Origin of the sequence: Bradyrhizobium sp. Arg816 (genome assembly GCF_029989365.1) — a bacterium.
Taxonomy (GTDB): domain Bacteria; phylum Pseudomonadota; class Alphaproteobacteria; order Rhizobiales; family Xanthobacteraceae; genus Bradyrhizobium.
This window is the reverse complement of record NZ_JAPRAQ010000033.1, coordinates 64,001-88,817: the sequence shown is the minus strand read 5'-3', so window position 1 is coordinate 88,817 and position 24,817 is coordinate 64,001. Positions and strand designations below refer to the sequence as shown.

The window sequence follows — 24,817 nt, the reverse complement described above, 5'->3', positions numbered from 1 at the left end:
TGCCGATACGTTTGTATTCAAGGACAATGGTGTGATGACCGTCGGTGCCAACAATCTCATCCGGGATTTCAGCCAATGCCAGGATGACAAGATAGCTTTCATTGATGTTGCGGGCGTGCAGTCGTTCGATGACCTTGTCATCACCCAAAGCGGAACTAGCACCATTATCATGGCGGGAGCTGATCAAGTTACGCTTGCAAACTTCACGCACTTGATGACGGCGAATGACTTTTTATTTGTTTGAGAGCGCTACTCTTCGTCGGCGATCTGGTCACCGATCCTCAAAACCCAGGCAATCGCTCCAACGAATTCGGTCCTCAAACGCGACCGCTCCTGCTCATAAGCGAACGCATCATGAAGATAGCCACGCTGGATCATATCCGGCGGGCTGTTCGCGATGGGACTACTTCCCCTTCATCTTCGGGTCATTCATGGTCGCGCCCGGGTTGGTCGATCCAAGGCTGCTCGAAGCGCCTTGACCGCTAGCGGCCGCCGGAGAAGTGCCGCCGCCGCCCGATCCAGCACCCCCAGCCCCCGCGCCGCGCCTGATCCAGCGCCGGCTCCAGCTCCGCCCGCTCCTCCGCCGGCACCACCTGCACTATCCCGCCTTATCTAGCTCGCGCCGACGAAGTAATCGAGTAGAGTAGCGTGCGATGTTGAGTCCGTTGCTGGCCCTTAGCTGAACAACGCTGAGCCAATTCGGATGTCGGCTATCGGATGCGAACCTGACGCGGGGCGGCCTTTGCCTCGACTGCCGTGACCCGTTGCGGAACTCTTCTTAAAAACATGCGCGCTGTTTCAGGGCACATGCTGGTTGTCTTTCCGGATAGGCACTCATCCCAACCTCCCTTGGTTCATATTCGACAGCCAAAAAGACACCGCAGCTGGTAGTGCTGCAACCAGCCCTCCCATCATCACGGCAAACGGGTCGATGAAAGGAAATCCGATGCATAAGACCGCAGCGTAGCCGAGAGCGGTTCCCGCGATCGTCGCTGCCAAAAGACGGCTTTGCACCACCAATCAACCGCAGCCAACATTCACGCCGGAAGGATCGCAATCGCGTATGCAATTTGCAAAGCGCGTCGACAAATTCTCCGGCATAAGTAGGCAGATAGCGCCGCTGACGCGGCCATCGCCTATTTTACGATCGCTGCGGCGCGACGGACAGGGAGCGGACCTTGATGGCTTCGGTGGGCCTAATGGAGCCTTAAGGCGGTCAGTGTGCAGTTTCACATGCGGCCATGTATTTGCTTCTAAGGGCGGATCGGCTCTAACCTCGCGCGGGCGTCTCCCTGAGCAGCTATAAGCCGCCAAGGTAGCCCCCTAATCCAGATCCGCTCAATTTCGATTGATCGCCATCCCGCTGGCAAAGTGACGGGCCCCTTGCACCAATCTTCAGGGTCGTCGGGACCCGGTTGTATCTTTGGAAAACCTAGAATCAGCCCGAGCAAAAAACCGCCGAGATTTGCAAAAAATGGCCCGGCCGGCGGTTGCTCTGGAAATACATCCTTTCGGTATTCCAGCGTTTGCATAAATCGGCCCGTGCAGAAATCGCCATAGCCCCGATCCAGCATTTCCAGTGAGAGCCGCCTGTTGCCTGTTCGGGCGGCCCAAACGCCATACAGCGCCGACAACATGGGACTGCCAATGTATCGTTTTGCGATCTTCAAATAATACGCAAGGGTTGCTTGGTTGGTTTCTTCATCAAAACCGCATCCAAGGGGGAAGATGCCCATCAAGGGATCAGGGGTCGCGGCCTTTTCTTCATCTACGCGGAATGAATCATGTGAAATTACAACTTTACCCCGTTTCGGAACCACCATTTTGGTCGCCATTTCAAGCCAAGCGGGATCAAACGGCCTATTCAAGCGCTTCGCAGCGGAGATCGCGTCAAACAGAACGGATCGCGCCGAAATGTTCGTGAATACTACATTGTCGGAAGGCGACTTGCGTTCGGCGATCCCCATCGAGGCACGAATTTCGAATTTTCCGCGGCGCTTGGTGACCCGGCTTTTGACCCACTCCGCAACGCCCGATAGCACGGGCCAAGCTTTATCCCGCAAGAACGCATCGTCACCGGTTACGTCTGCGAAAAGTGCAAAGGCGCGCGCGATATCTAACGAGGCGTGGTCTTCGCGCCAGGCAGCCGACCCCGGCATCGGTGCGGCTTCCTCTCCGGAAGATGGCGCGCTTTCCCAAGGAAATTGCAGCCCTCGTCGCCCCAATAGACGCGCATTGTTGCGGGCCGACTCAAGGTTTCGCACGCGGTAGTCCAGGATACCTCGAGCCGCGTCGGGCTGGAGGAAGATCAAGGGCGGAACACAAAAAGTCTCGATGTCCCACATCACGTGACCAAAATAGTAGTGGTAGTCGTGCCAAGTCGCCAAGCCGAACATAGATGTCGAGGCGGGAGATGAGGCGTGGGTGGACGAGATCAGGTAGAAGTACGCAGCGTCCGCCATGGCTTGCCAGCGCTTCTCCGCGCCCACCAGCCGAATTCTCCCTTTCCAAAGATCAGCCCAGCACGCTCGGTTGTTCTTCCTGATTGTATCAAAGCCGATGTCGGCGGCCATCGCGACCAGTCTTACGGCCTGAAAATCTGGCTGACTATGGAGTGCGCTGGGTATCAAACTCACCAACTGACGAAGTCTATAGTGGCGGCCGCGCTGAGCCCGGAGCGTGTATTCACTCCTTAAACCTTCACCGTCCAAAGGCGGTCTTTGCGGTGCTGCATCACTTCCGACCAACTCGGTGACGTAAGCAAGTCCGCATGTCGAGACGGCTCCCGCACTTTCCCAGAGCAGTGAGCCATCGCAAGAAGGCTTGGGTTCTCCGGGTGTGTCACGGTTGTATCGCAGAGGCCGTCCTTCGAGCCCGGAAAGATCGATCCTTGCTCGCACTTTAAGGTCAGAAGCGGCGACGACCTCAAGAGAGATCTCTTGGCAAACCACGGTCGGCTGCTCGCGGCTGCAAAACGACATCACGGCGATTTTCGCTTGGTGCCCGGCTACTTTAAAAGTTAGGCGAGTGATCAATTCGGCGGTTGAAAAATCGTAGGCTTGGTCAACGACGTGAACGCATTGAGGGGCATCCGACATCCAAACGCCTTCGAGACAGATATCGCCAGCAATCGGATAGGGGGCGAACGCGGCGGCTTCGATCTTTCGTTCGGGATGCTCCCCAGAAAAACCACTGAGCAGAGCCATGCCAGGAGTAAGAGGGTTGTCGCGAATCTTCAGGCCGACGACGCCGTTTGACATGTAGGCTGCCAACTCACTGCTTCTCCCGCCTCCGGCGACTGGCGAGGGACTAATAGGACCGTCCATGGCAGCTTCCTCCACCCGTCCAACGCTTGGCGAGGTGCGGCGTTCCTGAGCTGCCACTTGAGGGTTGAGCGGAACGCTAGATTTGACGGCGCGTTGCCAGACCCAAGACGTTCAGAACAATAAATAGAGCAGGTTTTGGCAATGGCAGGAGGAAGCGCGAACTGGTGGCAGACCGGAATCATTTATCAGGTCTACCCGCGGTCATTTCAAGACAGCAATCATGATGGCGTAGGAGACCTTCGGGGAATCATACAGCGGTTGCCCTACTTGGTAGAACTAGGCATCGACGCCATCTGGCTGTCTCCTATTTTCAAGTCTCCGATGGCAGATTTCGGCTATGACATAGCGGACTACACCGATGTCGATCCACTCTTTGGAAGCTTGGAAGATCTGGATGATCTGATAACTGAGGCCCACCGCTATCAGCTTAAGGTCATTTTGGACCTCGTTCCCAATCATACGTCGGATCAACATCCCTGGTTTGTTGAAAGCAGAGCGTCTCGCGATAACCCGAAACGCGAATGGTTCATCTGGCGAGAACCGGCTGCAGATGGAAAGCCTCCGAACAACTGGCTTTCGGAATTCGGCGGAAGCGGCTGGGAATTCGATTCGAACACCAATCAGTACTATTACCATACGTTCCTGTCGGCGCAGCCGGACTTGAACTGGCGTAATCCTGCTGTCCGCAATGCCATCCACGAGGTCATGCGTTTTTGGCTTAGACGAGGTGCCGATGGATTTCGCGTGGATGCAGTTTGGTATTTGATCAAAGATGATCAGTTTCGAGATAACCCTCTGAATCCTGATTTCTGCCCGGGTGGCTTGCCTCGCGATGCGCTGATTCCGTTCTATACGGCGGACTTACCCGAAGTTCACGATGCTATCAGCGGGATGCGACGTGTTATCGATGAATTCCCAAATCGAGTTTTGCTGGGTGAAATTTATCTGCCGATCGAACGTCTGGTCGCCTATTACGGGCGCGATTTAGAAGGGGTTCACTTCCCTTATAATTTCGCACTCCTCACGGCCGAGTGGAAAGCGCGATCGCTCGCAGGACTGATCGACAACTACGAAGCTGCCCTTCCGGCGGCAGGCTGGCCAAATTGGGTTCTGGGCAACCACGACCGTCCCCGCCTAGCGTCTCGCATCGGCCTGGACCAAGCGCGTATCGCGGCGATGCTTTTAATGACATTGCGGGGAACACCGACCCTCTACTACGGAGACGAGATCGGCATGCAGCAGGTACCTATTATGCCGGACCAGGTCAGGGACCCGTTTGAAAAGAACGTCCCGGGCATTGGTATCGGTCGCGACGGGTGTCGCCCCCCGATGCAATGGGATGGTTCGAAATCGGCAGGGTTCTCCGACGTTGATCCCTGGCTACCGGTAGCTGACAACTACCAGAGCGAAAATGTGGTCACTTTCCAGGAAGATAAGCGATCTCTCTATTGGCTGTACCGTCGGCTGATCGAGTTTCGGCGCAAGTACGCTGCTCTTACAGTGGGTTCGTACAAGCCTTTAGTTGCACGCGGCAACCTCCTGTTGTTTTGTCGTGAGCTGCGGGATGAGCGCATGTTGATTGCGCTCAATGTTGGACCGGAGCCTATCTCCGGCCCATTTTTAGGATCCGAGTTGTCGGGGCACGTTCTTCTTTCTTCATTCGCAGACAGGGAAGGAGAGAAAGTACGAGGCAATATTGATTTACGCGGAAACGAAGGATTACTGGTAATGGTGAATCCTAGTGATGCCGTTTGAACATTAAGGCGAGTGAGCTATGCAGCATTTGGCATCCCGCTCAGCAGCGCTTAAGCCGACATCTCTCAGGACTTGCGTTGAGAGGCTGGTCTGGCTGGGGTCTTTGATCACCAATAGCCATATTGGAACTCACCATGATCCATCTCGACACGTTGCTAACGTATCGGTGCGGAGCGTCTATCAGCGCTGCCAAGGTAATGCCCTCCACCAGCATAGCCCGTGCAGCTTCGTCACCGTGAACCAGCCGTAGGGCTGTACTCGCCTCGGCGAAGCGTCGAGCGCAGAAGGGGGGACTTCCAGCCCACCGCCTTCTGCGCAGACGCCTAGCGGGCGGTGGATTATTCGTGCACCCGACGCGAATCCGGTCAAATCTTTGACGACGCACTCCGCGGACGAAGCCTCTCGTGCCCATTTGGCGCCTCGTCAACACAATCAACCCCAAAAGCGAACGGACCCGACTTCTTTCGCAAGGGCGGTTTGCACTGAACAGCGCCAGGCATTTGGAGGATGGGCGAGCGAGCGATGAAAGTTGCACGCCCTTCCGGCGGTCGTGTAACTGTCGGTCGTTGTTTGTCTCGTTTCCGTCGCGATTGAAGAGGCAGGCGTGCGACGCGAAGGCAGGGCATCGGGCGTTCCTGCAGAAGCGACCCGGTGGCACTCGCTCGCCGCCATGGGTGCACGTCTGCGCGCTGATTTGGGCAACAATCTCTCGTTTTTGACCGCCGTATTCGACGGCAACGCGGCCGGTCCCGGCACCGATGATCCACAGCTCCGCGATCGATACGGTGTCAATTTCCGGGTGAACGATCCGCCTCTCGCTCTCTACGAAGCGCAACTGCAGTGGAATGCGAAGAAGGGCGACCCGGGCCTGGACGGCAAGCTCAAGCTTGGTGGCTGGCGGCATTTCGGCAGCTTCACAGACCTGCGCTTCGATACGGCAGGCCTTTCTCTCGCGGATCCCGCCAGTTCGGGAACGGCTGCGGGGCACTCGGGCGACTACGGCCTCTACGCCGTCTTCGAGCAGAAGCTCTATCGCGTCGGCAAAGACGACGATCGCGGCATCGGCGTATTCGCTCGCGCCTCCTACGGACCGTCGGACCGCAATCCGATCGATCTCTATGCCGACGGTGGCCTCGAGTTTATCGGGTTATCGCACGCGCGCCCGCACGACAAGTTCGGCATCGCAGCCGCCTACGCCCACGTCTCGCGCCGCGCACAGGCTCTTGATCGGGACTTTCGGTCGATCAACGGCCCGCGATGGCCGCTGCGGACCTCGGAGGAGCTCTTGACCGCTGTCTACCAATACGAGGTGCAGGCCGGCCTGACGCTCCAGCCCAACCTCCAATTCATCCGTCATCCCGGCGGTGGCGCGACTGACCCTTTGGGGCTGTCGCCCGGTAAGCATCTCAAGAATGCGACCGTTCTCGGATTGCGCTCAGTCATCAAATTCTGAGGCTTCTTGAATCACGTCAGCGGGGCCTGAAAGACCTTCGCCCCGCGCGGCACAAAACCTGTGGTGCTCGCCGCGTCCGTCAACCAACGGCCTATTGACCAACCCCTTGGGCTCGCTAGAGACCGGCCTGCAAGCCCCAGCGGCTGGCCACGCCGCTCGCTCGTCGACTAACTTCCAGTTATGGCCGAGTCCACCCTCACCCGCCGCCGCAGCGACAATCCGCAACAGGAGACTTGGCATATCTATTGCGGTGACGTTCGCGTCGGCACTATCGGAGAACGCGCAGGCGTGCCCATCCATGCCGACCAGTGGAGCTGGTCGTGCGGGTTTTATCCCGGCCTCCATCCCGGCCAGCACCAAAGCGGAATAGCCGAGTCCTTCGAAGCCGCGCGCGAGGCCTTCGAGGCCGCGTGGTCCGATCTGCAGCCCACCATCCCAGACACCGCCTTCGCCGAATGGCGCCACGACTGCGACTGGCGCGCCGACATGGCCGCCGAGCGCTCGCAGGGCGAGAAGCTCGATAGCGAGATCCGGAGTACGCTGATGCGCTGCGTCTGCGGGACCACATTCGACAGCTGGAAGCCGTCGGAGAGCTACCCGCACCGCGCACACATCACCGCCGCGCAGGCGGCCAATGAGACCCGCCGATGAAGCATTCCGAACGACCGTATGCGGAGCCGGAGGCCGCCGCGCACAAGCTCGTCGAGCTCGCAGCCAACGTCGAGGCCGTGCAGGACGGCCGCATCTACATCGAGCGGATCAACGCGCCATTCATGTTCAATCTGAAGGGCAGCGGCAGCGAGTTCGGCGCCGGGCTCAAATACGCGATCGAGCGCGGCTGGTTATCGAAGCATGAAAGCGGCACCTACGTGAAGCTGATGCCGCCCGGCCAAGATCTGCTGACTCGGGAATAAGATACTGGTCGAAATCGGCTGCCGGCTAGGACGTGCTCTCAGAGCGGACACTTTTGCACAACCAGGAGCTGCAATGTGGGTAAAAACGGTCTCACGCGGAAAAATGGCCCCCCTCACGCAGCCAGGTTACAAATGTGGTTTCTTCATTGCACTCCCTGAGGTAGCATTGTTGGAGTTGTATTGCAGATGAAGCGAAATGCCGCGTTGGAAGCAGGCCTGGACGAAAGAGGAAGTTGACAGACTGAACGCACTTGCGGGCACCTTGCCGCTCAAGCTGATTGCCAAGGAACTCGACCGCACCACGGGTGCCGTTCTCGCAAAGGCCACGGAAGAGAAGCTGTCCGTCATCGTGACCACCCGCAACGGGTCGGGCCGATGATCGCGAGCGCGAATTCCAAGCTTACAGCGTCTCAGCGGCGCGCGTTGGAGGCTGCAGCACTTGGCAGGGTCGTCGTCCATGACACCAAGAAATTCACCTTCGTCTTGGACGGGCGCAAGTCGGACGCGGTTTGGCAACTTTGGCGCTCGAAGCTGGTCGCTCCAGGGAGCCCGCTCGGCGGATCAAGAGTCTTGATAGAGCTGACTGAGTTGGGCCGGGCCAAACTTGAAGAGCCCGGTGGCGAACGACGTTCCCGGGTATGTGCGCCTTCACGCCTTCTTCGAAAGAATGAGTGAAACGAGCACTACGCGAGCCGAGCTACTTCCACTCATGGCCCTTAGTGGGCCTTCGTAAAAGGTCGGCTTCTGCGCCCTGTTGGCGAATAAGCGGACATCCCTATTTTAGGAATACGCCCTGAGGCAATCGACATAGTGTCGGTCGGCGGCGACGACCTACGTGAGCTGAAGCTAAAGAGCGCAAGGCCAAGCTCGCCGAGATCCTGGAACGCAGACCGGAGGGCATCTTCGTGGCGCCGTTCGAGATCGGCGACTGGGGGCCGCGCCTGTTCAGGGCAGCCTGCGACATGGGACTCGAGGAGATCGTCTCCAAGCACCGCTCGCGCAGCTACCGGCCCCGTGTCTGCGACTGGGTGAAGGTGAAGAACCGGGTCCACCCTGCATTTCGACGGGTCTTGGACCAGTTTGGCTAGAAAATGGGCGCCTGTCGGTGGATAGGTTACAGAACATGTTGAGCTTAACCAGCGGACTCTTGCGCGTGAGTCCCGATAAAGCGTCTCTTGGATCACAGGACGCCCTGACTGATTCGAAGGGCTTCCGAACGGGATCAGAGACCGGCCCGACCTGCCAAGCTAGACCGGTCCCTGCGCCCTTGGCTCCCCAGCGGGTGGTCCATCAGCGTATGCGTCGATGGGCCGCCTGTGAGGGTCGAACCTACAGCACCACTGCGCGCCTGATTTGGCAAGGCCGCAGAGGGGCGGCGGAGCGCAAATCACAAGAACTCACCCCTGACCAGGAACGAGGCACCGGGCGCTGCATTGGCTTCTATGGATGACAGAGCCTGGCGCCATCATGCTCGCCGGAATGCTGCTGCTGGTCGCAGTGGCAGCGCTCCTGGTGCGCCAGCCCGAGCTGATCGATGCCGCCATCGCGGTGGACCGCTAGGCGAAGCCACAGAGCGCCAGAGCCACACGTAGGCCCTACTCTCTTAGGTCTTCAACACCGTGGCGAAATACCACACCGCTCTGGCGGCGCAACTTAGCCCGGCGGCGCCATTTCAGCCAGGTCATGATCCGGCGCGGCCTACCGGCGCTGCTGTAGCAGACGGTCGACCTCGGCGCGCAACACGATTAGCCTGTGCAGCTCCTCCAGATCGAAGCCTGGGATCTCCAAGGGGCCCTCCCGTGGAGATACTCAATCAGCGCGAGCGCTCGCTGCAATTGCCTTTGTAGGTTCGCCACTTCGACATCTGTCGATCAAGCAAGAACTGCAGCTCAGATTTGCTTGCGAACTGCAGTGAGTTTGCACAATCCTGCCAGATTGCTCCGGCAGGTCCCTGCTAGTTCAAAATGGAGACGACAATTGCTACCTAAGAAGAAGCAGACCCAAATTCGCAAGGCCTACACCGGCGACGATCTCAAAGCTCTGAAGCAGTACTCGAAGGCGCGCACGCCGATTAGCAAGGTGGCGAAGACGATGAAGCGCAGCGTCCCCGCATTGCGGGCGAAAGCGCATCAGCTGGGCATTGGTCTGGGCGAAGCCCACCGCGGCTAATTTGCGTTTTCTGCAATGGAGTGGTCCCAAGATCCTCTTCCAGAACCTGTTGCATTTCCACAAAATCGATGTGTCCTACCAAGGAGAGCCCCCCGAAAAGGGGGGTTCTTTTGTTTCAGGGGGCGGGACGATGCGGCTCTGGCTGTCTATCATTGCGATCTGCTTTGCGGGTCCGGCTCTCGCTGGCCAGGGCGGAGTCATGACGCTCGGGGTCGGGCAGAGATCCTGCGGCCAGTTCATCGCCGCCGTGGGCCAGGCTCCACTTGGCGCAACCGTTCAGCGGAAGTCACAAGATGGCGGCGCGTTCTACGCCGACCTGCGGTCGTACACGTCTGCCCTTCCGGGCGACTGGATCAAGAAACTTCGCTGCGCGCAGAGGAACGATAGCGCGAGGGCCAGGTTTCCCCGACGCCCCTGCCCCAAGGGCGAACCCCGTACTGGCCCCAGCTCATAGCCCCTGCCCCCCGAGCTGGGGCCTTCATCCGGCGAGCCTGGGAAGCGCCGCGAGCCGGAGGCTTCGGCGACGCTCCCGCCCTTCCGAATCCATTGCTCCCCAGAGGCTATTGGTCTTCGTCTGCGGCGGCCGAATCCTGGGGGCCGAGCAGCTTCAGCGCGGTCTCGATCTTCGCGAGGAGCGCCTGGATTTCGGCCCGCTCGTTCGGGCCGGGATCGGCTTCGAGCCGCGCCAGCAATTGCTCCTTCTGTCCCAGGAGTTTCGCAACAGCAGACATCTCATCACCGCAGAAACGTAATCCACGTCGAAAGGGCCGCTCAGAGAGCGGCCCTTTTCTAGTTCACCAGCTCCGGGTACCGAAGCTGAAACCGATGCTTGGGCCACCGCCGTAGCCGTAGCCGCGATCGTAGTAGCCGGGCCCGCCATAGGAGCCGTAGCTCCGGCGCACCGCGTAGCCGTCGTCTCCGCCATAGTAGCGCTGGACATAGCGGGGACCGCGGGTGCGGTAGCAGCGGCCGTACTCATCGCAGATTAGGCGAACCTGGTCGACGTTGGCCACCTCCGCCGACCCGAGCGAGGTTGGATTGAGCGGAGCTGCCGACGCAGCCGACGCCAACAGGACCGTCGCGAAAGCTCCGAGCGCAATTGTCTTCATGTTCGTGTTCCTCCGTTGGGCGAGATCAGTCGATCTCTTCGATGACGCGACGTTCCTGCGGTTCGACGATATAGGTGCGGCTATCCCGGTGAATGTACCGGTACTCCCGCAGGCTAGGCGCGTCGCGATAGACCTCGTCGGGGAACGATTCGATCTCTACGCCCTCCGGCACGCGCTCGCCCCGGCGGATCTCGGTTCGGACCGTGCTGCCGGTCGTTTGCCGCTCGCGCTCGACGGGACGCGCCTTGGCGTGCTTGCGAATCACCTCGCGATCACGATCGGTGAACGTCACTTTGCGCTGCTCGGTGCGCGCCGGCGCCGCCGCCGTGGACCGCCCCGAATACGGCAGGACCGCGACGATCTGGTAGCTGGAGGGCTCCACGATTACGATCTCGTCCTTGACCAGGACGAAGTTGTAGCCCCGGTACTGCGGCACGACCTCGACCACCTCCGTCGGCAGCGGCTGCAGGCGGACATCGCGCGGCACGGCCGTGCCCACCGACAACGAGAAGTTTAGGTTGGTGAGAGGCTGCACGTTCAGATGCGAAATCGACGTGCTGATGCGGGTCCGCTGCTGATCGTTGATGTTCACCGACGCGTTCACGTTGGTGTTCGACGAACGATCGGCCGTGTTCTGCTGATTGTTTGGTTGCTGGGCCGTGTTGGTCGACCCGGTACCCGTCGGCGACTGCGCCTGGCTGGAGCCTGAGGCGGGCGGGTTGGCGCTCTGCGTCTGGGTGTTCGTGTTCGAAGGAGAGTTGGTCTGCGCCTGGTTGGAAGGCGGATTGCTCTGGTTCGACGGCTGACCAGTCTGCGCCTGGCTGGTCGAGTTGTTAGAGCTCGGCGCCTGCGTCGTATTGGCCGTTCCGGAATTGGACGTCTGGCCTGCAGCGGTCTGCCCGGTCGACGATGGAGACCGCGTCTGGGCCGAATTGGTCGAAGGATTGGTCTGTGCGGATCCCGAAGAGGGGTTGGACGACGGTGTCGCCGTTGAAGAGGATGGCGTCGTCGATGTGGAATCCTGCTGGCGCTGCGTGGCCGACGGATTGGAGCTCGACGTGCTCGGAGAAGACTGCGCGAAAGCAGAAGTCGCGATCGCCACTGCAGCGGTCGTAGCCAAGAGTAAACGCTTGTTCATCTGAAACCTCCAAAATGCGGACATCGATCAACATTCGATGCGGTGCGCGGTTCCAATTCGGGAAAACTTGGTAACTCTCTTGAAGCAGGGATCTGGATGTCCTCCGTGGCGCGAAGCAATCTGGTGTACCGGAACGGCGCATGCCCGCTGCAGCCGGGAATAAGTGGAACTTCACTCGCACGTCGCGGTTGGCATTTACTACTTACAACCAACGAGGAGAACACCCATGAAGAAGCTGATCGTGTGCGGCGCTCTCGCCGCCTTCGCCCTCGGCACCCAGGCCGCCAGCGCCGCCGAGTTTTACATCGTTCGCGACGCGACCACCAAGAAGTGCACCGTCGTCGACACCAAGCCGACGACGACCACCACGACGGTCGTGGGCGATGGCGTCTACAAGACCAAGGTCGAGGCCGAGTCCGCGGTCAAGACCACGAAGGTCTGCACCGAATAGTAAAGCGATCATCGGGCTTAAGACCCGACGGAAGCGTTCTGACAGCAATTGGAGGAGAAAATGCCCGTACTGATTTTGTGGGCCGTTCCCGCCGTTCTGGTTGTTGGCGGCGTCGGCTATTTCTTGGTTCACATGCACTGAGCGAACGATAGTCAGCATGAATGGCTCGCCCGCAGTCCGGGCGGGCCGTTTTTTTGACCCCCGCGGCCGCGGTGCCATAAGGCAGAAAAAAACGGGCCCCGTGTGGGACCCTAATCTCAATGAGCGAACACCCTACTCTAGAACTGCGGGAGCGCTTTCAATTGCTCCTTGTTGCCGCTCATGACGGCGTGTTCGGGGACCCAATCGTTCGCATTGCGGCTCGTGGCCGTTGTCGACGCCGCGCCCGTGGTGGTGTCGCGAAGGATTAGATCCCACCAGATCCCCGTCCCTATCGACGTTCGATGGTCACGACGCGGACGGAAACGCCCTTACCTTCGGAGCGCAGGCAGGCATCAGAGAAATGTGGCCACACCTGCTTCGAACACTCTGCCGCTCCCGACGGGGAGTCGCGGACCTGCTGGATCGTCGGCTGCGAAGGAGGCGCTTCGTCCGCGAGGGCCGGCGTCACGAGCATGACAAAAGCTGCCGTCGCGGAAAGAATGATCTTCATGGGCGCCTCCTGGTCGGCGAACGGTTGGCGTCGTCAGCCGTTCCGGGAACGACCGAACGTAGCGGGGCGTTCTCAAATCCTTTGCGCCCCATTGCTTTGCCCTCACGGTTGGCGCCCTCCGCGAGCGACCAGCTCGCGATATCGGCTTTCATACTCTCTCGCCATCCGGTCGGCGCCAAAGCGCGTCTCGAACCGGGTACGAACTCTTCTTCGGTCTAGCCGGACGATTTCCTTGACCGCCTCGATCGCCTGCTCCTCGCCGTCGACGATGAAGCCGGTGACGCCGTCTTCCACGACTTCCGGCACCGATCCCGAGCGGTACGCGATCACGGGCGTGCCGCAGGCCATCGCCTCGATCATGACTAGCCCGAACGGCTCGGGCCAATCGATCGGAAAAAGAAGGGCTGCCGCGCCGGCGAGGAAAGGCTGCTTCCGGATTTCATCCACCTCGCCGACCAGTCGGATGTTCTCACCGTCGATCTCGGGTTCGAGCTTCTTCTTGAAGTAGCCCGTCTCCGCGCGGGGTATCTTGGCCGCGATCCGCAGCGGCATCCGGACGGCGCGGGCGATGCGTATGGCGTCTTCCGGGCCCTTCTCCGCCGTCAACCGGCCGAGAAAGGCCAGATACGAACCGGGTTCGTAGGAGGGCTGAAGCAGATGCCTGGGCAGTCCGTGCGGAATCGTCGCGATCCAGTTTGCGTCCGGAAGCGGACGGCGCTGGTAAGTTGTCGGAGATGGAGACGAAGGGGGCCTGCGGAAAGGTCCCAATCACGTCGGATAGACCCGGAAGGTCGAGCCGGCCATGCATGGTCGTCAGAAACGGCACTCCGGTCCGGCTCAGGACCGGCAGGGGCAACCAGTCGACATGGGAGTGGATCACGTCGAAGTCGCGAGCGCGCTCGGCAACGGCCTCGATCAGCAGCGCGCAGGCTGCATTCGGATCGGCCCCCTCCGCCCCAGACGAAGCGGTCGCGGCCACACCGCGTGGAGCTTTCCCTTGGTGTTCGAGTCGCCACTGGCGAACAGGGTGACGTCGTGTCCGAGATCGACCAGTTCGTCCACCAGCCAGGCGATCACCCGCTCGGTGCCGCCGTAAAACTTGGGAGGAACACTCTCGGCCAACGGCGCAAGCTGGGCGATCCGCATCGAGCTAGTCCCCCAGAACGATCCGCAAGCCGATCACGGTGACCGCGGAAATGAGGAACGAGATCGCAAGCAACGTCCAACGGGGCCTTGTGCTACCGCGGGCTACGCGCACGACGAGCATTTTCATGCTCGTCAACATTCGTCGCGGGGAAGCCGGTGCAGGTAGGCTATCCCGAAGCTGGCGAGCTCTTCGGTATCGCTCTCTCGCTCCTCCCATCTCCTGTGCAGATGACGCTCCAGCAAGCAGCGTCGGGTGTCATGAGCTTCCACGTCGGGGTGCCGCGATCGGTACACCGTCCAGGCAGTCTCCGTAGCGTTCTTCAAGACGGCTTCGTCAACCATGCTCGCTCTCCGGAGACCGGTCCAGTCGCTGCCAACTCAAAGCACTCCGGAAAATTTCCAGTTTTTCCCGACGGTAGACGAAGTGAGGACGAGATCAGGATGCCTTCGCGCGCGCTCGCGCTCGCGCCGCCCGTCGGCGCTGCAGGCGTTTGCTTCGGCCTGCTCTTGTGGAGGCGAAAAGTCTGGGCGCGGGCTCTACGACTGAGAGTTGTTCGACGGGAGCATCCTGTTCCGTCTGCGGTCCAGATGACCTATTTTCCATGAAGGCGAGTACCGTCTGGCCCTTCTCGGTGATGCGCCACCCTCCATCGAGACGCTCAACCAGGGCCTGCGAGAAAATGTCGAGATCAGGCACGCGCGCCGCAAGGCGCTTGGTCCGCTCGGCCCAGTCGCGGCCGCTGGTCGCCAGGATGGCCATGTCGCGCTTGAGGTCAGCCATGACGGCAAATCCATCAGGATAACTCACCAGGATCTTGAGCACGGTGACCTGGAAATTCACCCCCCGTTCTCCCCTATCGCCGCATGGTGGAAGCAACGTGCAACGCGTCGCGACCTACCTGCTTCAGGCTTTCCGGCGCGGTGTCGCCTTCGGCGGTTTCCAGGAACCGCGAAGCGATCTGAGCGCGAGCGCTGGTTTCGAGCGACGCTGTCCCGCCGAGCATATCCATTGCCCCTGCCGCCGCGGCCAGCAGAAACCATTGCCTGTTTTTCCCGTTATCGGCGGGGCGCGAACAGTATGAAAGGATCTCACGATGAAGAAGATCGCAATGTCGGCGCTGATGGCCGGCGCTCTTGGTCTGGCCTCGGTGGCCACGACGTCTCCGGCCGAAGCTCATTGGCGAGGTGGCTGGGGCGGCTGGGGACCCGGCATCGCGGGCGGCTTGGTCGCAGGCGCCGTGATCGGCGGGCTTGCCTCCTCGGCGTACGGCTGGGGGCCCGGCTATGGCTACTACGGGGGCCCCGGCTACTATAGAGCCGGCTATTACGGCGGGCCCTACGCCTACGACTACGGATACGATGAACCGTACCGCTGGGGCGGCGGCTACACCACCACCTACTACACGGCGCCGGTCTCCTATGATTATCGGTATCGCCGCGTCGTCCGTCCCGCCTATGCATACTACCGCGGATCCTACCCGGTCGTGCGGCACCGCTGGCATCACCACCATTGGTGAAACCGGTCGATCCGAACGCAACAGAGGCCGCGCTCCCGAAGGCGCGGCCTTTTGCTCTGCGTCACGCGCGAAATTTCCGCTCACCACCATCCGCCGGAAAACGGGTCTTGCCGCTCGAAGGCAAGTCTTCGTTCGGGCGCCCTTTTCGACGGCTTTGCCGACCGCTTCGGATGCGTAACCGCGGAGATGCGGGCAGGCGGTTCTTTCTTGATCTGGGCGGGAGGTGCTTCAGGCATGGCGGCCATGGCTTCGCGGATTTGCTGCTGCGGTTCGGGGACCGGGTCAGCCTGCGCGATCTTCGACACATCGGTGCGGAGACGCGTGTCGAACACGATCTTCTCCGGAAGGCTTCTCGCGGAGTTGATCCGGATGATGGTCCTGTCGGGATCGGCCGCGGCCGCACGCTCGACGGGAGCCGGCAGGTACCAGTCCGCAGCGAAGAGCAGCGCCAGCAGCAGCCCGCCGACGAATACGAAGTATCGAATGATCGGCATGGACTCACAAAGAAAAAATCAAATCGGCGGACGGGATCAATGAGGCGGGCCGCTGCTTGCGACCCGCCTCAGAGGATCTAGTCGATTTCCTGGACGACCGTGCGCGTCGACGGATCGACCAGCATCACGCGTTCGCCCGAGTAGACGTAGCGGTATTTGGTCAGCGAGGGGCCCCACTCGGCGGGAACGGCCTCAAGCTCGACCTCGCGGGGCACCGGGGAGCCAACCACGATCTTTTCACGGCTCTCGATCGGCCGAATTTTGTGCTCCGTCACGTAGGAACGGATCTTGGTGCGATATTCCGGCTCGATCTGCACGGCGGCGGTATGGCCGGTGCCGGTGGTTGTCACGACCGTGGACTGGGCCATCGCAGCGGTCGAGAGCAGCGCAGCGGTCGCAAACATCAGCAGCAATTTTTTCATCATGTTCTCCTTGCCGCCAGATGCGACGCAGCGAAAACCTCTCCACGGCGGTGAAGTTCCTGAGCAAGGATAAAATATTGCCGCTTTTTCCCGATCGTGTGCTTGTCTTCGTCCCCTATCGCTAAGCCGCCCTCGATCTCGCACCGAGGAGAGGCACGCAAAGCGTTCTGGTGATGCTGCCCTCGGCGTCGAACCAGAATTTCGTACTCACAGCGCTGCCGTCGTAGTCCCGGTAGTCGAGCCGAACGCATTCCTGCTCCGGATGGACTTCATCCAGTTCGAACGCGGCCTCGGTTGCGCCGCGCAGCTTGGCCGGCCAATAGCAAAGCAAGCCGGGCCGCCCGACGAACCGTTCTCCGCTGCAGCAATCAAGCGTAGCCTGATCTGCATAGAGCGACAGCAAGTCCTCCAAGCGGCGCTCGCGGCATGCATCCAACCAATCAATCACGATTCCAATGGGATCGAAGTCAGTTCCCGAACCCGACATGGTCCACCTCACAGTTGTCCCCGGTGGCAGGGTCTCGTTAGGCCCCAGGACTTGAATGGCGTATGAACTGCCGGTTCTGCTCCCGTTTAGGTTCCGCGAACGTCCGCTTCGTGACGGATCGGCAGACTGCAGTGCACGATGGTGCGCTCGTCTTGGCGCGCAAATTGGAGCTCTTGCGACGGCGCGTGCGGGCCCGAGATATTTGAACCATTACAGCGCTCACGACGTTCACCACAACTGGAGGAAGCGAGCACGTGCAAATGAGGGCCAGATCGACATGCGGGTACTGATCGTCGACGACCATCCCGTTGTCGTGACGGGCTGCCGGGCTTTGTTCACGTCGGACCCTTCCGTCGAGATCCTGGAGGCTTCCGATGCAAAGGGCGGCCACCGTGCGTACTTGCAGAAGCATCCCGACGTCACCGTGGTTGACGTGTGGCTTCCCGACCTTACCGGCTTCGAGTTGACCCGGCGAATCCGAAGCGATGATCCGGCCGCCAAAATCGTCATGCTCAGTGTGAGTGAGGATCCGGCGTTCGTGGTGCGCGCTGTGGAGATGGGCATTCAGGGATATGTCTCAAAGAGCGATGATCCCCGGCTCCTGGCCAAAGCCATCCGGAAGGTTGCAGCCGGGGAGCGCTTCGTCTCACCGCGTCTGGCGGAAACGACGACCTTCGCGGGCGCGGCGATCAAGGCCAGTCCTTTGACGCAGATGAGCCCACGCGAACTCGAGATCCTGAGGCTTTTGGGTCGCGGCGACCGCATCTCAGAAGTCGCGTCCGAACTTGGCATCTCCTATAAAACAGTTGCCAACGCGACCTCCATGCTGAAGTCCAAGCTCGGCGCTAAAAATCACTCCGACCTCGTCCGGATTGCAGTCGAGATCGATTTGCACCGGTGAAGAATCATCGACTGGAATCCTGTTTTGCCGCGATTTTCGCGCAATAGCGACATCGGTGAAAGTTCTGCTCACCAAATGCCATCATTCGTTGAATCGAATTCTTTGATAGTTTTAAGGCCGGAGGGCATCCTATGGATGAGCAGTGCTTCACCTCCTCGGTTGCAAGGCGGCATTACCAGAAAATCACCTTCAAGTTGCAGCACCCAGCGTACTTAGGAGCGGCACAACCTCTGACGGACGGCCAAGAGGGCGAGCCATATGGAGCTATACTGATGAACGAACCATCGTCAGAAGCGTCCGCACGAACCCAATATGACAATTAGGAACCCGATCGGCCGAGCGGAGTTGGATCGCCGCCTCTCATGTTGTGTTGCGAGCCGAGCGAAGGAAGCCCATGCGTCGCGTTCGACTGGTGATAGCAGATCGACGTCCCATCGTTCTACAGGGTTTTGCATCGCTGCTCGAAGCGCAGCCCGATTTCGAAGTGGTTGCGTGCTGTCTTGATGGAGCGAGTTGCGTTGCCGCCATTCGCAGCTTGACGCCCGATGTGGTGTTACTGGAGGACGGGTTCACCGATGTAACCGCCTCCGACACCCTCGCCATCGTGGACGACGAAGCCCTTTCTTCCCCGGCTGGTGTTCTTCACTGCGACTGTCGCCTGCGGCGATCTTGCCAGAGCACTGGCGAATGGTGCTTGCGCCGCGATTTCGATGAACGCCAAGCCAGAAGCGCTGGTGCAATCCCTGAGACTGGAAAAACCAGGGTCAGACCTGGCGAGGGTGGGCAACGAAGCCAATGGTATTGCCTCGTTCGGCAATAACGTTCTGGCGGTTCTGACCGTCAATGAGCGGACGATCATGGACCTCGTCGCCGAAGGTTTGTCGGACAGCGAAATTGCCCGGGTGTTCGGTGTCTCTCTGGAGATCGTCAGGATTCACATCGACCACGCGCGACAAAAGCTTGGAACAAACAGCCGGAACGAGCTCGCCGCGCTGGCACTGTCGCGCCGTTATGGCGCGATGAGTATTCTGATTGCTGCGATCCTGGCAGCGTTGGACGATTCGCCCGGTCACGCCGCAACCGAAAGTTTCACGATCAAGGCCGCAAATGGCGGCGCGGAGGTCGTCACATTTAAAATCAGCCGCAAGGAAGCAGTATCAGGTGGCACCCAGGCCAGAGGCGCGAGCAAGGACCGCGCCGGCACCGCAGCTGGGACATCATCGCCGACCGGCAAACTCGTCGACCCTGTAGCCGAGATTGCCGCGAGCCTATTTGCGCAGACAGCACTCAACGCGCCGAGGCCGGATTCGAGCGGCTACAGAATCTTCATGGTTGCAGCTTTCGCCGCCTTGATCTACGAGCTCGATGGTGCCAACCACGCCGTGCAGGCGTTCGATTTCGGCGATGACATCGTCACTTCATCTACCGCAAGCGACACCAACGGACCGGCATCCGCACTTCACGGCTTCGCAAATTTCGGCGGCACGGCCGTGTACGATGGGACATTCGCATTCGAGTTCGCCCAAGGCGATACAATCGCCACAGACGGCAGCGAGCTTCATGTCGGCAATGCCCATGCGGAGGATGGCGGCAGCGACCGAGAAGTTACTATTCCCCGAGGTTCTGGGACCGTTGATGTTGCTGCGCCGGCCGCGAACGAAGCCTCGCAGCGTGACCCAACGCAGACAGGCCAGGAAGACGGGGCCAATCAGGGTCGATCGCAATCGGATTTGCGCGCTTTCGACAACAGATCCGAAGTCGCCAAGCATGAGGCCGCCGGAGACGACTTAAATCACGGTCAATCGCAGAAGACCCAACATGACTCCGACCACAGCTCCGGAGCCGCCAAGGGGCACGTCAAGCATGAGGCCGCGCGAGATGGTTTGAATCACGGTCAATCGCAGAAGGCCCTGCATGAGTCCGACAACGGCTCCGGAACTGCCAAGGGGCACGCCAAGCATGAGGCCTCGGAAGACGGTTCAAATCATGGTCAATCTCAAAAGGCACTGCATGAGTCCGACAACGGCTCCGGAGCGGCCAAGGGGCACGCCAAGCATGAGGCCTCGGGAGGCGGTTCAAATCATAGTCAATCTCAGAAGTCACCGCATGAGTCCGACAACGGCTCGGTGGCCGCCAAGGGGCATGCCAAGCGTGAGGCCCCGGGAGAAGATTCGAATCGCGGACAGGCGCACGGCGATTTGCACACTTTTCAATACGGCTCCGCGGCCGGCAAGCAACACGCACAGCATCCACGGGCGGGTGATTTAGACACTGGCAAACCGCAGCAGGATACACCAACGGCGTCCGTAAATTCTGCCTACGACGCACATTCAGCATTGAAGATTAAAACTGCAGGAAAGGGCGGGCCTTCTTCCGAGAACGCAGATCAGGCCAAATCAGCAGTTAGCACCGAACTCGGCGACTCCTTTAATTTTAAGAGTGGCGCCGACAATACGTCTTCAGACATGTATGATCTTCAGCAGCTGAGCCAGGGAAATAGAAATGCCTATGGAGATGGTCAGCATGCTTTCGCACGCGAAGGGCCGGTCCAGGCTTACGGGATTGATACTTCAGATGCGCACCACGATCACTCATGGCACGCCAGTCTCCATGCGCACGATTTGATTGTATAATTTCGAGATCATTGATCAAGGATTCGGATCCTCGCGGCACTTCGAGTTGCAACCAATTCAAGACTCGACTGCGACGAAAGCGGCGGAGTGCTCGACACGCAGGAAGAGCTAGAAATTCGAGATTCCGATGGTCAAAAAGTCGAAACGCTGTGACGTTTCGAGATTGATCGCTGGAAAGGCATCAGCGGATGAGGGCATAGCACCAGCGACCTGCTGGGGCCTGAAACCGTTGACCTCCGCGGGTCGGTAGGACTAGGCAATGTGAGATGCGCCCGTAGCTCATCGGGCGTACGCCAAATTCCGCCGTCTTAATACGACGCAGGAGCCGCCCAGAGTACGCCGGCGTAGTGCGGCCGCCGTCCACCCAGTAAAGGCGTTCGACGAAGAGCTCTTTATTGGCCATCCTCGTTTCCCGTCGTTACAGAAACTGCCCCCGTTACCTCGGGCTGGCGCCGATCGATCTCATCCATCTCGTAACCGAGCCAACAAGAAGTGGGCGGCCGACAAGGATGGGCGGAATACCCGGCGTTGGCCGAGGGTCGAAGAGTTTCCTGATGAAAGCCGCTTAGGCGGCGCGCGGCCGCGTGCAGCTCCTCAAGGGATTGTGCGCGGCCTACTGCTTTGAATCGGGAGACCGCGAGTGTCCTAAGTAAAATTTAAAAGTGTCCTAGTTCGGCCGTGTGTCTCCTTTGATACCTTCCAGGCGAAGGAATCTTGCTACTATTTCCCGAACAACGGGGCGGGCAATGGAACACCTGAAGAACTCACTGGGGCAATTCGAGGCCCCCATTTGCCACGTCGGCATGAGATGGTTTCGATCCGAGTTGGTGCAAGACGACGCGCAGTCGCCAATTGCTCACCTCTTCGTTTGCCCCAATTGCCAGAGCGCTCAGCGGCTGGACAGCAAGGTTGCGCCAGTTCGTATCCCTCCCAAGAAGCTACTGGGCCCGTGCTTGCGTGTGGTTGCACAAAGTAAGGTCGCCTCAGTTGCCGCCCATTTCTTGATCTATCGCGCTGCGCAGGGCCGGACCATGGGTTCATGGCCGATCCTGAGAAGAAGAGCGAGGGACAGGAGACAAAGCCCTGCCGGTTGGAGGAGGCGGCGCGTGATCGAGGAATGCGGCTTCAAAGTTCCTTCAGAGTAAGGCCGCCTCAGTCGGCGGCGAGCAATCGGTCGCACCAAAGGTTTCCACTAGGATTCCCCAGGTGCGACCTTTTTTCTTCACTGGCAGATCGTGGCCGTGCCAATTGGCGTTCAGTGACGGTCCATGAGCGGCGCCAGCACTTCCGGCATCAGGTCCACGCCCAGCCTCTGCCGCCTCTGCGGCCTTCCCTTATGAGTTCGCGGCGACGGACTTTGTGGTGATGCTAGTCATGGTGCGAGATTCTTTCATTGATGCCCGGTGAGCCCCAATGCCCTCCCGGTCGTGCTCGCCACCATCGCGCGAGTGGGCGGTCGCCGGCGTTCGCGTCGTCTGTGTTTCGATTTTCCTGGATCTCCCGGTGCTCTCTTTGCGCTTCGGTTCGCCAAGATGGGAGGAGCGTGTGTCATCGCAACATCCTCAACACACAAGCGCAGACCTGTGCGGCATCTTCGCTTTTTCGACGATGAACCAGTCCATTTGCGTACCAAGACTATTGGCGTTTACGCCATACTATTCTCGGCATGGAGTTCGAGGACCCCTTGACGGAGCGCGGTCGACGCTAAATCGGTTCGCTGTTGCTACGGAGAATTGTTCCTCCGGAAAAACAAGACCCCCTCCCACGAAACCTTCTTCAGGTTCAGGCATGACAACCATATTGTCGCGAACAGACCGGACAGCCGGTCCTGGTCGATTCGACACGGCCGCTAATCACTGATGGTCGTCGACATCGGCGATAGATGGCACCCCGTCGAAGATCTCCACTCGGCCGTGCCAGCACCGGCGGCCACTTCAACAACCCTGATGCCGGTGCCATTGGACAATCAGGCGTCCGACCACCGTGGTAGCTATGGGGTAGCTAGATGTAAAAGCATGCTGGTGTAAGGTATTGATCTATTAGTGGATCCTAATGGAGTTAGACCACCGACCTCCTGTTGTAAAGACAGCGAAGAAGACTACGGCCCTTTCAACATGGGCTGACAAATTGAAATACAATCAATTGGTTAAATCCGCCGCCCACTGCCTTTTTCTCAATAACAAATAGCGCTATGGCGGTTGCAGGCGGTTCGAGCCAATATCGAGGTAACACGTTGATCTTGCTGGTACAGTTGGGTGGGCTCGAACCACCGACCTCCTGTTCCACAGACACAGCAAGGACTCCGCCGGTGCTACGCCATTCTCGCCGTTAGCACGAAAATGGCAATCTTATCATCGATTAAGTCCGCCGCGCGCCGCCTTACCTGCGCTGCAATTGGCGCTATAGTGGTAGCTACTTGGTAGCTACAGAGGCGATCGATGGCTGTTTCCAGTGTAACGATCCGCACAGTGCAGGCGCTCGAGCCGGGCGAAACCATTTGGGACGCCGACCACCGCGAAGCTGTGCGGGGCTTTGGCGTTCGGCGCCAACGCGACCGGGCGACCTACGTCCTCAAGTACCGCGTCTTTGGTCGACAGCGCTTCGTCACCATCGGTCCTCACGGCGCCCCTTGGACACCCGAGCTGGCACGCAGGGAGGCCAAGCGGCTTTTGGGCCTCGTTGCCAATGGCAAAGATCCGGCGGACGAGAAAGCTAAGGCGCGCCTGCAGGCGGCCGACACACTCCTGGCAGTCGCGGATCAGTATCTGCGGAACGCGAAACAACGGCTGAAGCCCCGAACCTATTCGGAAATAGAACGCTACTTGCTGGTCGTTTGGAAACCCCTGCACCCGGTTTCGGTGTTCCAGGTCACCCGCCGTCATATCTCGGGTCGTATTGCCGACATCGCATCAGTTCATGGAACGGTCTCCGCGGCCCGCGCCCGGACGGCCGTGTCCTCAATGTTCAACTGGGCAATACGCGAGGGCCTCGACATTCCCGCGAACCCGGTTCTCGGCACTAACCGACCCGCCCAGCCGGGAAGCCGCGAGCGGGTCCTCACGGAGACGGAGCTATCAGCCATCTGGCAGGCCTGTGGTGATGACGACTATGGACGCATTGTGCGTCTGTTGCTGCTCACGGCCCAACGCCGTGATGAAGTAGGCAGCATGCAATGGACCGAACTTGATACTATTTCAGGGCTCTGGACGCTGCCACGCGCCCGGACCAAGAACCATCGCGAGCACTTGCTTCCATTGGTGCCTGCCGCCTTGGCTCTACTCCCGCCCCGCCGAGACGACCGTGACTTCCTCTTCGGTGATGGACCCCGACGCAGCGGTGACCCTTATCGTGGGTTCTCCGGCTGGTCCAAGTCGAAAGCAGCGCTTGATGCGCGCGTCACGGAGACTCTGGGCGCGCCCCTGCCCCATTGGACAGTTCACGACCTTCGGAGATCAGCGTCAACAGTGATGGCCGATCGGCTTGGCGTGTTGCCTCACATCGTGGAGGCGATTCTCAACCACGTCAGCGGGCATCGGGCTGGCGTTGCCGGCGTGTATAACCGCGCTCGGTATGCGACCGAGATGCGCGAGGCGCTTGAACGCTGGGCGGAATACGTTGCGGCCTTGCAAGCCCAGAAGCCGGCGCATGACACGGTGATAGCGGGCGCCCCTCTCTCTCATTCCAGCGTCTCCCATGGGGCTGTTGGAGTCCACTCCTAGTTCACAGAGCTCGCCGACGAGCGGTCGGGGGTTGGATTCCAGGAACGCACCGCCTTACCCCACACCAGCGCAATTTACGATATTTTCTACGGGCGTCCGCCTTAATGGCCGGATCCCATTAAGTGGTAGGTTTAAATCGGAAACCCGCAGCGCCCCCTAGACTGAAACCGATCGGAATTTCTCTGCATTGTAAAGGCTTAGACCGGCAGTCTGCTCTACACCGTATAGCGGACATTGGTGACAACTGCCAACAGGTCGGCTAAGGGCCGATAGTGTTGCAAAAGTCGAGAATCGAACGGCCCTAAAAACCTCGCGAAACCAAAATGACTTTTGCAACACAATCGGCCAGACTCCGAAATCATGGCCGATCAGACCCGTGTCGGTACTGCCCTCACAGCGGACAGGATCGCTCTGGTCGCTCAGGTCAACTCGGGGCCAGAACCGAAGCCCGCGAAGCGGCCCGTTGCATCTTAGCAATCGACATGCTCTTCCAGCACGGGTGCCCGGTCCATCGCTCCTGGAAGCAATATT

General features: G+C 59.8%; 23 protein-coding genes and 2 pseudogenes. 13 read left to right on the top strand and 12 right to left on the bottom strand.

Features of this window, described 5'->3' with window-relative positions; genetic code table 11:
- Positions 1-244, top strand: a pseudogene (locus OWC48_RS41860) (hypothetical protein); the annotation flags it as partial.
- A 1,009-nt stretch (positions 245-1,253) separates the two neighbouring features.
- Here the strand turns inward: OWC48_RS41860 and OWC48_RS41855 are convergent.
- The gene (locus OWC48_RS41855) at positions 1,254-3,272 is read right to left on the bottom strand and encodes a hypothetical protein (protein WP_282525238.1); all 2,019 of its coding nucleotides are present in this window, start codon (positions 3,270-3,272) and stop codon (positions 1,254-1,256) included.
- Positions 3,273-3,467: 195 nt separating this feature from the next.
- On the opposite strand from OWC48_RS41855, the gene OWC48_RS41850 reads away from it, so the two are divergent.
- The 7 genes from OWC48_RS41850 (at position 3,468) to OWC48_RS41820 (ending at position 9,617) form a co-directional block, all read left to right on the top strand.
- On the top strand, positions 3,468-5,081 hold the full coding sequence (locus OWC48_RS41850; RefSeq protein ID WP_282525237.1) for an alpha-amylase family glycosyl hydrolase: 1,614 nt from the start codon (positions 3,468-3,470) through the stop codon (positions 5,079-5,081).
- A gap of 670 nt (positions 5,082-5,751) precedes the next feature.
- Positions 5,752-6,534: a carbohydrate porin gene (locus OWC48_RS41845; protein ID WP_282525236.1), complete on the top strand. Its 783-nt coding sequence runs from the start codon at positions 5,752-5,754 to the stop codon at positions 6,532-6,534.
- Positions 6,535-6,714: 180 nt separating this feature from the next.
- Positions 6,715-7,185: a hypothetical protein gene (locus OWC48_RS41840; protein WP_282525235.1), complete on the top strand. Its 471-nt coding sequence runs from the start codon at positions 6,715-6,717 to the stop codon at positions 7,183-7,185.
- Entirely contained in the window at positions 7,182-7,448 is a 267-nt protein-coding gene (locus OWC48_RS41835) for a hypothetical protein (protein WP_282525234.1), read from the top strand. The genes OWC48_RS41840 and OWC48_RS41835 overlap by 4 nt, the downstream gene beginning before the upstream one ends.
- Positions 7,449-7,644: 196 nt before the next feature.
- Positions 7,645-7,827: a hypothetical protein gene (locus OWC48_RS41830; protein ID WP_282525233.1), complete on the top strand. Its 183-nt coding sequence runs from the start codon at positions 7,645-7,647 to the stop codon at positions 7,825-7,827.
- Between the two features lie 526 nt (positions 7,828-8,353).
- On the top strand, positions 8,354-8,536 hold the full coding sequence (locus OWC48_RS41825; RefSeq protein WP_282525232.1) for a hypothetical protein: 183 nt from the start codon (positions 8,354-8,356) through the stop codon (positions 8,534-8,536).
- Between the two features lie 889 nt (positions 8,537-9,425).
- Positions 9,426-9,617 carry a hypothetical protein gene (locus OWC48_RS41820; RefSeq protein WP_282525231.1) on the top strand — a complete coding sequence of 64 codons (192 nt, stop codon included), beginning with the start codon at positions 9,426-9,428 and terminating at the stop codon, positions 9,615-9,617.
- Between the two features lie 560 nt (positions 9,618-10,177).
- On the opposite strand, the gene OWC48_RS41815 is transcribed toward OWC48_RS41820, so the two are convergent.
- From OWC48_RS41815 to OWC48_RS41805, 3 genes are all read right to left on the bottom strand, one after another.
- Positions 10,178-10,348, bottom strand: a complete 171-nt coding sequence (locus OWC48_RS41815; protein WP_282525230.1) for a hypothetical protein — start codon at positions 10,346-10,348, stop codon at positions 10,178-10,180.
- 63 nt (positions 10,349-10,411) lie between these two features.
- A complete protein-coding gene (locus tag OWC48_RS41810) occupies positions 10,412-10,726 on the bottom strand; it encodes a hypothetical protein (RefSeq protein WP_282525229.1) in 315 nt (104 codons plus the stop codon).
- A gap of 25 nt (positions 10,727-10,751) precedes the next feature.
- The gene (locus tag OWC48_RS41805; protein WP_282525228.1) at positions 10,752-11,864 is read right to left on the bottom strand and encodes a DUF1236 domain-containing protein; all 1,113 of its coding nucleotides are present in this window, start codon (positions 11,862-11,864) and stop codon (positions 10,752-10,754) included.
- Between the two features lie 226 nt (positions 11,865-12,090).
- Between OWC48_RS41805 and OWC48_RS41800 the strand changes: the two genes are divergently transcribed.
- Positions 12,091-12,315 carry a hypothetical protein gene (locus tag OWC48_RS41800; RefSeq protein WP_282525227.1) on the top strand — a complete coding sequence of 75 codons (225 nt, stop codon included), beginning with the start codon at positions 12,091-12,093 and terminating at the stop codon, positions 12,313-12,315.
- 430 nt (positions 12,316-12,745) lie between these two features.
- Here OWC48_RS41800 and OWC48_RS41795 read toward each other — a convergent pair whose 3' ends face one another.
- The 5 genes and pseudogenes from OWC48_RS41795 to OWC48_RS41775 all read right to left on the bottom strand — a co-directional run bounded on the left by OWC48_RS41795 (position 12,746) and on the right by OWC48_RS41775 (position 15,123).
- A complete protein-coding gene (locus OWC48_RS41795; RefSeq protein WP_282525226.1) occupies positions 12,746-12,967 on the bottom strand; it encodes a hypothetical protein in 222 nt (73 codons plus the stop codon).
- 102 nt (positions 12,968-13,069) lie between these two features.
- Positions 13,070-14,113: pseudogene (locus OWC48_RS41790) on the bottom strand (glycosyltransferase family 4 protein).
- Positions 14,114-14,245: 132 nt separating this feature from the next.
- On the bottom strand, positions 14,246-14,455 hold the full coding sequence (locus tag OWC48_RS41785; protein ID WP_282525225.1) for a hypothetical protein: 210 nt from the start codon (positions 14,453-14,455) through the stop codon (positions 14,246-14,248).
- Positions 14,456-14,549: 94 nt separating this feature from the next.
- A complete protein-coding gene (locus OWC48_RS41780) occupies positions 14,550-14,954 on the bottom strand; it encodes a hypothetical protein (protein WP_282525224.1) in 405 nt (134 codons plus the stop codon).
- Positions 14,955-14,967: 13 nt separating this feature from the next.
- Complete coding sequence (locus OWC48_RS41775; RefSeq protein ID WP_282525223.1) at positions 14,968-15,123, bottom strand: hypothetical protein; 156 nt, start codon at positions 15,121-15,123, stop codon at positions 14,968-14,970.
- Positions 15,124-15,207: 84 nt separating this feature from the next.
- On the opposite strand from OWC48_RS41775, the gene OWC48_RS41770 reads away from it, so the two are divergent.
- A complete protein-coding gene (locus OWC48_RS41770; protein ID WP_282525222.1) occupies positions 15,208-15,630 on the top strand; it encodes a hypothetical protein in 423 nt (140 codons plus the stop codon).
- An 80-nt stretch (positions 15,631-15,710) separates the two neighbouring features.
- Here OWC48_RS41770 and OWC48_RS41765 read toward each other — a convergent pair whose 3' ends face one another.
- The 3 genes from OWC48_RS41765 to OWC48_RS41755 form a co-directional block, all read right to left on the bottom strand.
- A complete protein-coding gene (locus tag OWC48_RS41765) occupies positions 15,711-16,124 on the bottom strand; it encodes a hypothetical protein (protein WP_282525221.1) in 414 nt (137 codons plus the stop codon).
- A gap of 77 nt (positions 16,125-16,201) precedes the next feature.
- Positions 16,202-16,546, bottom strand: a complete 345-nt coding sequence (locus OWC48_RS41760; RefSeq protein ID WP_282525220.1) for a DUF1236 domain-containing protein — start codon at positions 16,544-16,546, stop codon at positions 16,202-16,204.
- Positions 16,547-16,667: 121 nt separating this feature from the next.
- Positions 16,668-17,033 (bottom strand): nuclear transport factor 2 family protein, encoded by a 366-nt coding sequence (locus tag OWC48_RS41755; RefSeq protein ID WP_282525219.1) that lies wholly within the window; start codon positions 17,031-17,033, stop codon positions 16,668-16,670.
- A gap of 277 nt (positions 17,034-17,310) precedes the next feature.
- Between OWC48_RS41755 and OWC48_RS41750 the strand changes: the two genes are divergently transcribed.
- The 3 genes from OWC48_RS41750 (at position 17,311) to OWC48_RS41740 (ending at position 24,286) form a co-directional block, all read left to right on the top strand.
- Entirely contained in the window at positions 17,311-17,934 is a 624-nt protein-coding gene (locus tag OWC48_RS41750; RefSeq protein WP_282525218.1) for a response regulator transcription factor, read from the top strand.
- A 710-nt stretch (positions 17,935-18,644) separates the two neighbouring features.
- On the top strand, positions 18,645-20,567 hold the full coding sequence (locus tag OWC48_RS41745; RefSeq protein WP_282525217.1) for a LuxR C-terminal-related transcriptional regulator: 1,923 nt from the start codon (positions 18,645-18,647) through the stop codon (positions 20,565-20,567).
- 2,438 nt (positions 20,568-23,005) lie between these two features.
- Positions 23,006-24,286, top strand: coding sequence for a site-specific integrase (locus OWC48_RS41740; RefSeq protein ID WP_282525216.1), 1,281 nt, complete (start codon positions 23,006-23,008; stop codon positions 24,284-24,286).
- Positions 24,287-24,817 lie beyond the last annotated feature (531 nt).

What these genes read in the sequence shown, in the direction of transcription:
- OWC48_RS41850 (WP_282525237.1), top strand. Translation starts at nt 3,468, where the DNA reads ATGGCAGGAGGAAGCGCGAACTGGTGGCAGACCGGAATCATTTATCAG.
- OWC48_RS41845 (WP_282525236.1), top strand. Translation starts at nt 5,752, where the DNA reads ATGGGTGCACGTCTGCGCGCTGATTTGGGCAACAATCTCTCGTTTTTG.
- OWC48_RS41840 (WP_282525235.1), top strand. Translation starts at nt 6,715, where the DNA reads ATGGCCGAGTCCACCCTCACCCGCCGCCGCAGCGACAATCCGCAACAG.
- OWC48_RS41835 (WP_282525234.1), top strand. Translation starts at nt 7,182, where the DNA reads ATGAAGCATTCCGAACGACCGTATGCGGAGCCGGAGGCCGCCGCGCAC.
- OWC48_RS41830 (WP_282525233.1), top strand. Translation starts at nt 7,645, where the DNA reads ATGCCGCGTTGGAAGCAGGCCTGGACGAAAGAGGAAGTTGACAGACTG.
- OWC48_RS41815 (WP_282525230.1), bottom strand. Translation starts at nt 10,348, where the DNA reads ATGTCTGCTGTTGCGAAACTCCTGGGACAGAAGGAGCAATTGCTGGCG.
- OWC48_RS41810 (WP_282525229.1), bottom strand. Translation starts at nt 10,726, where the DNA reads ATGAAGACAATTGCGCTCGGAGCTTTCGCGACGGTCCTGTTGGCGTCG.
- OWC48_RS41805 (WP_282525228.1), bottom strand. Translation starts at nt 11,864, where the DNA reads ATGAACAAGCGTTTACTCTTGGCTACGACCGCTGCAGTGGCGATCGCG.
- OWC48_RS41800 (WP_282525227.1), top strand. Translation starts at nt 12,091, where the DNA reads ATGAAGAAGCTGATCGTGTGCGGCGCTCTCGCCGCCTTCGCCCTCGGC.
- OWC48_RS41795 (WP_282525226.1), bottom strand. Translation starts at nt 12,967, where the DNA reads ATGAAGATCATTCTTTCCGCGACGGCAGCTTTTGTCATGCTCGTGACG.
- OWC48_RS41785 (WP_282525225.1), bottom strand. Translation starts at nt 14,455, where the DNA reads ATGGTTGACGAAGCCGTCTTGAAGAACGCTACGGAGACTGCCTGGACG.
- OWC48_RS41775 (WP_282525223.1), bottom strand. Translation starts at nt 15,123, where the DNA reads ATGGATATGCTCGGCGGGACAGCGTCGCTCGAAACCAGCGCTCGCGCT.
- OWC48_RS41770 (WP_282525222.1), top strand. Translation starts at nt 15,208, where the DNA reads ATGAAGAAGATCGCAATGTCGGCGCTGATGGCCGGCGCTCTTGGTCTG.
- OWC48_RS41765 (WP_282525221.1), bottom strand. Translation starts at nt 16,124, where the DNA reads ATGCCGATCATTCGATACTTCGTATTCGTCGGCGGGCTGCTGCTGGCG.
- OWC48_RS41760 (WP_282525220.1), bottom strand. Translation starts at nt 16,546, where the DNA reads ATGAAAAAATTGCTGCTGATGTTTGCGACCGCTGCGCTGCTCTCGACC.
- OWC48_RS41755 (WP_282525219.1), bottom strand. Translation starts at nt 17,033, where the DNA reads ATGTCGGGTTCGGGAACTGACTTCGATCCCATTGGAATCGTGATTGAT.
- OWC48_RS41750 (WP_282525218.1), top strand. Translation starts at nt 17,311, where the DNA reads ATGCGGGTACTGATCGTCGACGACCATCCCGTTGTCGTGACGGGCTGC.
- OWC48_RS41745 (WP_282525217.1), top strand. Translation starts at nt 18,645, where the DNA reads ATGAACGCCAAGCCAGAAGCGCTGGTGCAATCCCTGAGACTGGAAAAA.
- OWC48_RS41740 (WP_282525216.1), top strand. Translation starts at nt 23,006, where the DNA reads ATGGCTGTTTCCAGTGTAACGATCCGCACAGTGCAGGCGCTCGAGCCG.